8 protein-coding genes are annotated in these 7,712 nt (G+C 63.6%); 6 read left to right on the top strand and 2 right to left on the bottom strand.

Annotated elements, in window-relative coordinates; all coding sequences use genetic code 11:
• Nucleotides 1-194: 194 nt before the first annotated feature.
• Nucleotides 195-1,742 (bottom strand): leucyl aminopeptidase, encoded by a 1,548-nt coding sequence (locus tag VKT51_05720; protein HLJ83654.1) that lies wholly within the window; start codon nt 1,740-1,742, stop codon nt 195-197.
• Nucleotides 1,743-1,901: 159 nt separating this feature from the next.
• On the opposite strand from VKT51_05720, the gene VKT51_05715 reads away from it, so the two are divergent.
• The 5 genes from VKT51_05715 to VKT51_05695 are packed head-to-tail and all read left to right on the top strand — an operon-like array spanning nt 1,902 to nt 5,461.
• On the top strand, nt 1,902-2,513 hold the full coding sequence (locus VKT51_05715) for a LemA family protein (protein HLJ83653.1): 612 nt from the start codon (nt 1,902-1,904) through the stop codon (nt 2,511-2,513).
• A 3-nt stretch (nt 2,514-2,516) separates the two neighbouring features.
• Nucleotides 2,517-3,305 carry a TPM domain-containing protein gene (locus VKT51_05710; GenBank protein ID HLJ83652.1) on the top strand — a complete coding sequence of 263 codons (789 nt, stop codon included), beginning with the start codon at nt 2,517-2,519 and terminating at the stop codon, nt 3,303-3,305.
• The gene (locus VKT51_05705) at nt 3,299-3,709 is read left to right on the top strand and encodes a TPM domain-containing protein (protein HLJ83651.1); all 411 of its coding nucleotides are present in this window, start codon (nt 3,299-3,301) and stop codon (nt 3,707-3,709) included. Before VKT51_05710 ends, VKT51_05705 begins: the two co-directional genes overlap by 7 nt.
• Nucleotides 3,710-3,743: 34 nt before the next feature.
• The gene (gene purM, locus VKT51_05700) at nt 3,744-4,799 is read left to right on the top strand and encodes a phosphoribosylformylglycinamidine cyclo-ligase (protein ID HLJ83650.1); all 1,056 of its coding nucleotides are present in this window, start codon (nt 3,744-3,746) and stop codon (nt 4,797-4,799) included.
• On the top strand, nt 4,796-5,461 hold the full coding sequence (locus VKT51_05695; GenBank protein HLJ83649.1) for a formyltransferase family protein: 666 nt from the start codon (nt 4,796-4,798) through the stop codon (nt 5,459-5,461). The genes purM and VKT51_05695 overlap by 4 nt, the downstream gene beginning before the upstream one ends.
• On the opposite strand, the gene VKT51_05690 is transcribed toward VKT51_05695, so the two are convergent.
• Nucleotides 5,452-6,138: a hypothetical protein gene (locus VKT51_05690; protein HLJ83648.1), complete on the bottom strand. Its 687-nt coding sequence runs from the start codon at nt 6,136-6,138 to the stop codon at nt 5,452-5,454. The genes VKT51_05695 and VKT51_05690 overlap by 10 nt on opposite strands.
• A 107-nt stretch (nt 6,139-6,245) precedes the next feature.
• On the opposite strand from VKT51_05690, the gene pyk reads away from it, so the two are divergent.
• A complete protein-coding gene (gene pyk, locus VKT51_05685; GenBank protein ID HLJ83647.1) occupies nt 6,246-7,703 on the top strand; it encodes a pyruvate kinase in 1,458 nt (485 codons plus the stop codon).
• Nucleotides 7,704-7,712: the final 9 nt, after the last annotated feature.

Genomic DNA, 7,712 nt, shown 5'->3' with positions numbered 1-7,712 from the left:
TGAGCGAAGCAGCGACGGCGCATACGAGCAACGCTCGATTCACGTTCACCATGCAATCGAGTTGGGCCGGCGTAACGCCGGCCCCTTCAGGGACTAATGGGCCGCGAACGTGGGCCGACTAGGGTCGGCCCCTTCGAATCGTTCCGCATGGGCCGACGAGCGTCGGCCCCTTCGACACGTCGGCCCCTTCGGCGTTAGGACCGGCGGAAGCGGGCGTGAGCTTTCTCATCCGCTTTGCCGTTGAGACGACGCGACGGCAAAAGCTCTGCCAGCCGCACGAGCGGGCGCAAAGCCACACCTGTCGGACCCTTCGCGAGATGTCCCTGGTCCTTATCGGTGGTAGACGTCCCGGCGATGTCGAGGTGGATCCAAGGCCGGTCGTCCACGAACTCTTTGATGAACATAGCGCCGAAAATGGTGCCGGCTGGTCGGCCGCCGCTGTTCTTCATGTCGGCGATCGGACTGCGGATCAAGTCTGCATATTCCGGATATAACGGCAGCTCCCAATAACGCTCGTCGTACCGGTCGGCTGCGGCGTGGAATGCGTCGACGAACGCGCGATCGTTTGACAGCACACCTGTCGTGGTGTTGCCGAGCGCGACCACAACCGCTCCGGTCAGCGTCGCGATATCCAAAAGCCGCGTCGCGCCCAACTTGCGCGCATAGCACAGCCCATCGGCCAATACGAGGCGACCCTCGGCGTCGGTATTGATGACTTCGATGCTCTTGCCGTTCATCGCGCGCACGACGTCGCCGGGTTTCGTGGCTTTGCCGGACGGCATGTTCTCGGTGGCGCAGATGACCGCGACGACGTTGACCTTTGGTTTGAGTTGGGCGATCGCCGCCATCGCGCCGATGACCGTAGCGCCACCCGCCATGTCGCCTTTCATCGCATCCATGTCTTGCGCCGGCTTGAGCGAGATACCGCCCGTATCGAACGTGATGCCCTTGCCGACGAAGCCAAGCACGTCTTTGCTCTTCTTATCTCCTCGATATTCCATGGCGATCATCTTGGGCGGCTCCTCGCTGCCGGCTGCGACCGAGAGCATGGAACCCATACCCAGTTTCTTCATGTCGGCGCGTTCGAGCACGTGGAACTTCAGGCCGAACTCTTTGGCGATCTCTTTCGCGCGCTTAGCCATCTCCGTCGGCGTCATGTCGTTCGATGGCGTGTTGACGAGACGGCGCGCGATATTTGCTGCATCGCCTAGGATGACACCGCGGTTCACGCCCGACTTGAGCGCTCGCACCGCGCCGGCCTTCGTGGCGACGAGCGTGAGGGATTTCACGGCATCCGTGCGCGTCTCGCGCTTGCTTCGGTACGAAGCTGGATCAAACGTCGCCATGACGGCGCCTTCGGCCGCAAGTTCTCCGGCTGCTTCTAGATCAGCCGCTTTGAGGTCAGGCAGTGCAAATGCGATCGACGAGAGTCCACGCCGGGCCGCGGCGCGCACGGCGCCGCCAACAGCAGCGGTCAACGCTGAGGGCGCGAAATCTGCCTGAGGGCCGAGCCCCACAAGGATCAGTCGCTTTGCAGGGAGACCACCCGAGATCGGAATCACGGTCTCTTCGCCGCGCCGTCCTTTGAACTCGTTCGAACGGCGAAGGTCGGTGATGACGCCGCTCAGGCTCTTGTCGATCGAGCGCGCCGCTGCCGGAAGATCGTCGTCGGAGTGAAGGCTCAAGACAAGGGCGTCGGCGCTTACCGCCTCCGGCTTGCCGGAGGTGACGGTGATTTTCATCGCTGTTGGAAGTCCTTTCGGAGGCCGGCGCGGATGGCGGAGGCCGTCTAATGCTCTATGATCACGAAGCGGCGCGAATTTCGCCGCAGGGCGCATTACGACCTGGGGATAACGAAGCGCTATCTAATTCTTATGGATTACTTATCGGAGGGTTAGCCGGTGGCGAATAAAACCGCGCTGGGATGCGGCTTGGTCATTCTTATCGTGGCGCTCATCACTGCGGGCGGCGCCGCCGGAGCGTACAACAACCTTGTCACGCTGGATCAGGCGACACAAGCGCAATGGGGCCAGGTCGAAAACGTCTACCAGCGGCGGGCAGATCTGATACCGAATCTCGTGGCCACCGTCAAGGGTGTGGCGAACTTCGAGAAGAGCACGTATATCGCCGTGGCCGAAGCGCGCTCGAAGGTCGGGCAGGTCACAGCCGGCGGCACTGCCGGCATCACGAGCGATCCGCGCGCCTTCGCGCAGTTCCAGCAAGCGCAGGATGGGTTGACGTCTGCACTTTCGCGTTTGCTCGTCACCGTCGAGCGTTATCCGGATCTTAAGGCCAACGAGAACTTCTTGACGCTGCAAGCGCAATTGGAGGGCACTGAGAACCGGATCGCCGTCGAGCGCATGCGGTACAACGAGGCGGCGCAAGCGTTCAACACCACGCGGCAGAGCTTCCCAACGGTCTTCTTCGCCAACTTCTTCGGGTCGCGATTCGCAGAGAAGCCGTACTTCCAAGCGCAAAGCGGAGCAGAGAATGCACCGAAGGTGACATTCTAACGCGTGAGGTCTGCCTTCGTCCGGACATGCTTCGCGCTGTGCGCCGTCCTCGCGTTGTGCGGCGGTGCGCCCGCTGTGCGCGCGGCATCGCCTGCGCCGCCGGTCCCCGCGCGCTGGGTCACGGATCAGAGCGGCTTTCTTTCAGCGCAAGCCCGAACGGCGCTGGACGCGGACTTGCAAGCATACGAGCAGCGCACCGGGCACCAAGTCCTGGTCTACATCGGCACGACCACAGGCGACGTCGCCCTCGAGGACTACACGATCAACGCGTTCACCGCGTGGAAAGTCGGGCGCAAGGGGCTCGATGACGGTCTCGTTCTCTTCGTTTTTCCGCAAGACCGAAAATTGCGCATCGAGGTCGGCTACGGACTAGAATCCTCCGTGACGGACGCGGCCGCGTCCGAAATCGTCCGCAACGTGATCACGCCTTCGATCAAGGCGGGAGACAACGACGCGGCGATCACGAATGGCGTCGCCCAAATCCTCGCACTCATCGACGGCAGCCCGGCACCGGAGATGAAGGGCGTGCCGTTGCAGCCGATGGGCGGCGACGAAGGCTCGGGATCGTCCGATACATCGTTCAGCCCCATCGGGGCGATCATCATCGGGCTCATCATCATCGGTTTTATCCTGCTGTTCATCCGCAGTCCGGCCATGGCGATGTGGTTGTTGTTCAGCATCCTCGGCGGTGGACGCGGCGGCGGGTCGTCCGGTGGGGGCTACTCCGGCGGCGGCGGCTTTTCGGGAGGCGGCGGCATGGGCGGCGGCGGAGGCGCTTCGGGATCATGGTGAAGCATTTCGTGCACCGCAGATTGGTGCGGCATATCGATACGAAGCGCATCGAATCGGCCATAGCCGCAGCGGAGCTCCGCACGTCGGCGCCGATACACGTCTCGCTCGCTCCGCATTTCTGGGGGGAGTTGAGGAAGACCGCGGAACGCGCGTTTGATCGACTCGGATTGACGGCAACGCCCGAACGAAACGGCATTCTTTTCTTCGTCGCGCCAACGCGACGCGAGTTCGTCGTGCTGGGCGATGTCGGCATTCACCAACAAGTCGGCCAGGAATTCTGGGACCACGTCGCGGCAGCCGTGTCGTCGCGTATCAAGCAGGGCGACCTCACCGATGGTCTCGTGCACGGTATCGAAACCGTCGCCGACGAACTCGAACGGCGATTCCCGCGCGCTGCTCGCTGAATGACGACGCTCAGGCCCCACCGAACGTGATCGCATGACCGACCGTTACGCAGCGGCAGGCGTGGACATCACTGCCGGAAATGAGGCGGTCGCACGCTATCGCGAGATCGCGCAGCGCAGCCGGGATCCGCGTATCCTGGACGGCATCGGCGGATTCGGAGGCTGCTTCGAATTTCGCGGCTATCGCGATCCTGTGCTCGTCGCGAGCACGGACGGCGTGGGCACGAAAGTGCTCATCGCGGCGGCCTTGCATCGCTACGATACCGTCGGCCAAGATCTCGTCAATCATTGCGTGAACGACATCTTGTGCGTCAACGCGCAGCCGCTGTTCTTCCTCGACTACTATGCCGTCGGCAAGCTTGATCCGGATGTGGCGGCGCGCGTCGTCGGTGGCGTCGCAAAAGCGTGCGCTGAAAATGGCGCGGCGCTGCTCGGCGGCGAGACGGCCGAGATGCCGGGCGTGTACGCCGAAGCGCATTTCGACATCGCCGGCACGATCGTCGGCGCGGCGGAGCGGGATGCTCTCGCAGACCCGTCGACTGTCAGCGCAGGCGACGCCATCATCGCCTTGCCGGCGAACGGACTGCACACGAACGGCTACTCGCTTGCGCGGAGCGTCCTCACACCCGAGCGCTGGGTTGAACGGCTCGCGGGATCCGACCGGACGATCGGCGACGCGCTGCTCGCCGTCCATCCGAGCTATCTTCGGTACGTGCGCGCGGTGCAGGCCGCGGGCGTCACCGTCAAGGCGATGGCGCACATCACGGGCGGCGGCCTGATCGAGAACCTGCCGCGCATCCTACCCGGTCATCTTGCGGCCCGGTTTGACCGCAGTGCTTGGTCCCTACCGGCTATCGTCGCGATGATCGCGGAAGCCGCCGAACTTTCAATGGAAGATGCGCATCGCACCCTGAACATGGGCGTTGGATTCTGCATGGTTGTCGCCGCCGCCGACAAGGCTGCGGCGCTTGCGGCGGCGCGCGCCGCGTTGAAAGACCACCCGGTCATGGATGCGGCGGGCGCCACGGCATCGGTCGTCGGTGAGATCGAACCACGGCACGCTTGCGGACCGGCCGTCATCATCGCGTGAACGAGTCCGCCGCCTCGCGTCGCGGGCGAAAAATCCCGACCGCGATCTTCGTCTCGGGTGCAGGCACCAATCTGCAACACGTGATCGACCTGGCGGCGAAGGAAGCGTTGCCCCTCGACATCCGGCTCGTGGTCTCGACGGCGCGCGATGCGTTTGCGATTGAGCGCGCGTCGCGCGCCGGCATTCCCGTGCTCATCGCCCCGTTCGACCGGCATGCCGAATCGCGCGCGGCATACGGCGCACGCCTAGCGGCGGACGCGCGGGCGCACCGCATCGAGCTTGTGCTCTTGCTCGGCTGGATGCATGTCCTCGATGCGTCGTTCGTCAACGCCGGTTTTTCAGGCATTCTCAACCTTCATCCGGCGTTTCTTCCCGACGACCCGCTCGCCGACGACGTCGCGCTGCCAGACGGAAGCGTGACTCCCGTTTTTCGCGGCGCACACGCCCTGCGCGATGCGTTGGCCTTCGGCGCTCGCATGACGGGCGCAACCCTGATCCAGATCACGGCCGACGTCGATCGAGGGCCTGTGCTGGCGCGCCGCACCTGCCCGCTGTTGCCGGGCGATGATGAAAACAAAGCGCTCGAACGTCTGCACGACGTCGAGCGCGAGGTGGTCGCCGAAGGCGTCAGCTCGTGGCTGACGGCCGCCGGCTACTTGTAGTTCGGCGGGAAGATGTATGTCGGCGGCGTCACGACGGGCGAGCCGACCTCAAGCGTGATCTGCAGATATGGGCTGAATTGTATCGTTCGCGGATCGATCGATTGCTGCACGCCGTTGAGGAAAACCGTGACCGTGCCGGTATATCCGGCCACATCGTTAGAGCTCAACGGTTCGCCCCATTCGTAGAAGTAGTCGTGCAGGTTGTAGAAGCGCGACGTCGGCGCTTCCATATGGATGATGCCCGTCTCGTCATGCGTATGCAGCCAGTAGAAGCAGTCCGCGTGGTAGATGTAATTCCCATGTCCGGGATTCTTCATCCCGGTGCCGATCGGAATCGCGATCTGCTCGCCATTGACGAAAAGCGAGAGATGGACGTGGTGATGAAACGTTGGCTGCAGCGATTTTTGGCACGGGATGCCGTTCACGGTCTGCCCCTGGCCGCCGGTGGACGTATCACCTCTGGGGAAGACATCGGTGCCGATCGTGGTGCCGGGGACAAGTTGAATCGGTGACGCCGTCGCCGCGGGCTGCGCGACTCGTTCAGCGTTGCCGATTTGGCCGGGATGCGCGGTTGGGGTGACGGAGTTCTGGCCGCCGCACGATGCGATGGTGAACAGCGCAGCAGCGAGCAAAGCTGCTCCGACGGCGGACCCGAATCGTCGATAGATGGGCAACATTCGCGCTCTCCTTCGCGGATGATAGCTGGCTGTAACGCTTCGGCGCAGGCACTGCATCACCCGCCGCTTGGAGGCGCATAGCCGCCTGTGGCACAAATCATATTTTCATGGACGATACAGTCAACACTTGGATTCGCAGGACCAAAATCGTCGCGACGCTTGGTCCTGCAAGCAACGACCAAGCCACCGTCCGTCGGCTCGTTGCCGCGGGCGTCGATGTTTTCAGAGTAAATTTTTCCCATGCGTCCCATGAGAATTTCGCCCTATCGCTCGATCTCGTTCGCGCTGCAGCGCGAGAAGCCGACCGACACGTCGCTGTTCTAGCAGATCTTCAGGGACCGAAACTTCGCATCGGCGATCTCGTGGACGGCCGTCCGATAGCGCTCTCTGTCGGCGATGAGTTTGAGATCACGACAGTCGCCCGAGTCGGCGACTCGCGATGCGTCAGCACGCCGTACTTGGCGCTCGCGCGCGATGTGCGTGCCGGTGATCGAATTTTGCTCGACGACGGAAATCTCGAATTACGCGTGATCAGCACGACCGGCACGTCGGTCAAAACGGTCGTCGTGTGCGGAGGCTTGCTCGGCGAACATAAAGGCATCAATCTGCCCGGGGTCAACGTTTCGTCGCCGGCACTCACCGAGAAGGACCGTATCGATCTTGCCTATGCGGTGAAACTCGGCGCGGATTTCATCGCGCTCTCGTTCGTCCGGCATCCGCACGACGTCGAGGACGCGAAGAACGCAGTCCGCGATGCCGGCGGCGATACGCCGGTGTTCGCAAAGATCGAAAAGCCGGAAGCCATCGAACGGCTTGACGAGATCCTTGCGCGTTCGGATGGCGCAATGGTGGCGCGCGGAGATCTCGGCGTGGAGATGGCGCCCGAGCGCGTGCCCACCATGCAGAAACACATCATCGCCAAGGCAGGCGAACACCTCATACCCGTGATCACCGCGACGCAGATGCTCGAGTCCATGATCCACAGTCCGCGTCCGACGCGCGCCGAGGCATCGGACGTGGCGAACGCGATCATCGACGGAAGCGACGGGATCATGCTATCCGGAGAGACCGCGTCGGGCGAGTACCCGGTGGAGGCCGTGCAGACGATGGTGCGCATCGCGCGCGAAGCCGAGACCGCGTTTCCGCCGCGCGAGCGCCGCCGGCGCCGCGTGCGCGAAGATTCGCACGCTATCGCGAACGCCGCATGCCACATCGCCGAACACATGGATGTGCGCGCGATCGCCGCATTCACGCGCTCAGGTTTTTCCGCGCGCATCGTGAGCAAGGATAAGCCGCCGGTCCCTGTCTACGCGTATGTGCCGGACTCGAGCGTCGCGCGCCGTCTGGCCACGGATTGGGGCGTCTTCGCGACTGTGACGGACTTCGAGCGGACGACCGAGGAGATGATGGAGGCAGTCGAAGCCGATCTCCTCGCGCGCGGCGTGATCCAGCATGGCGAGGCTGCGGTCGTCGTGGGCGGCACGCCGCTCGGCGTGCGAGGCCGCACGAACTTCCTGAAGATCATGCGCGCGGGCGAAGGCAAGGAAGCCGGCGCCGCGGTGTGAACGGGCGCC

This window comes from Candidatus Eremiobacteraceae bacterium (assembly GCA_035295225.1).
In the GTDB taxonomy this organism is placed as follows: Bacteria; Vulcanimicrobiota; Vulcanimicrobiia; order Eremiobacterales; family Eremiobacteraceae; genus JABCYQ01.
The sequence above is the reverse complement of the archived record's forward strand: the minus strand, read 5'-3'. Positions and strand labels throughout refer to the sequence as shown.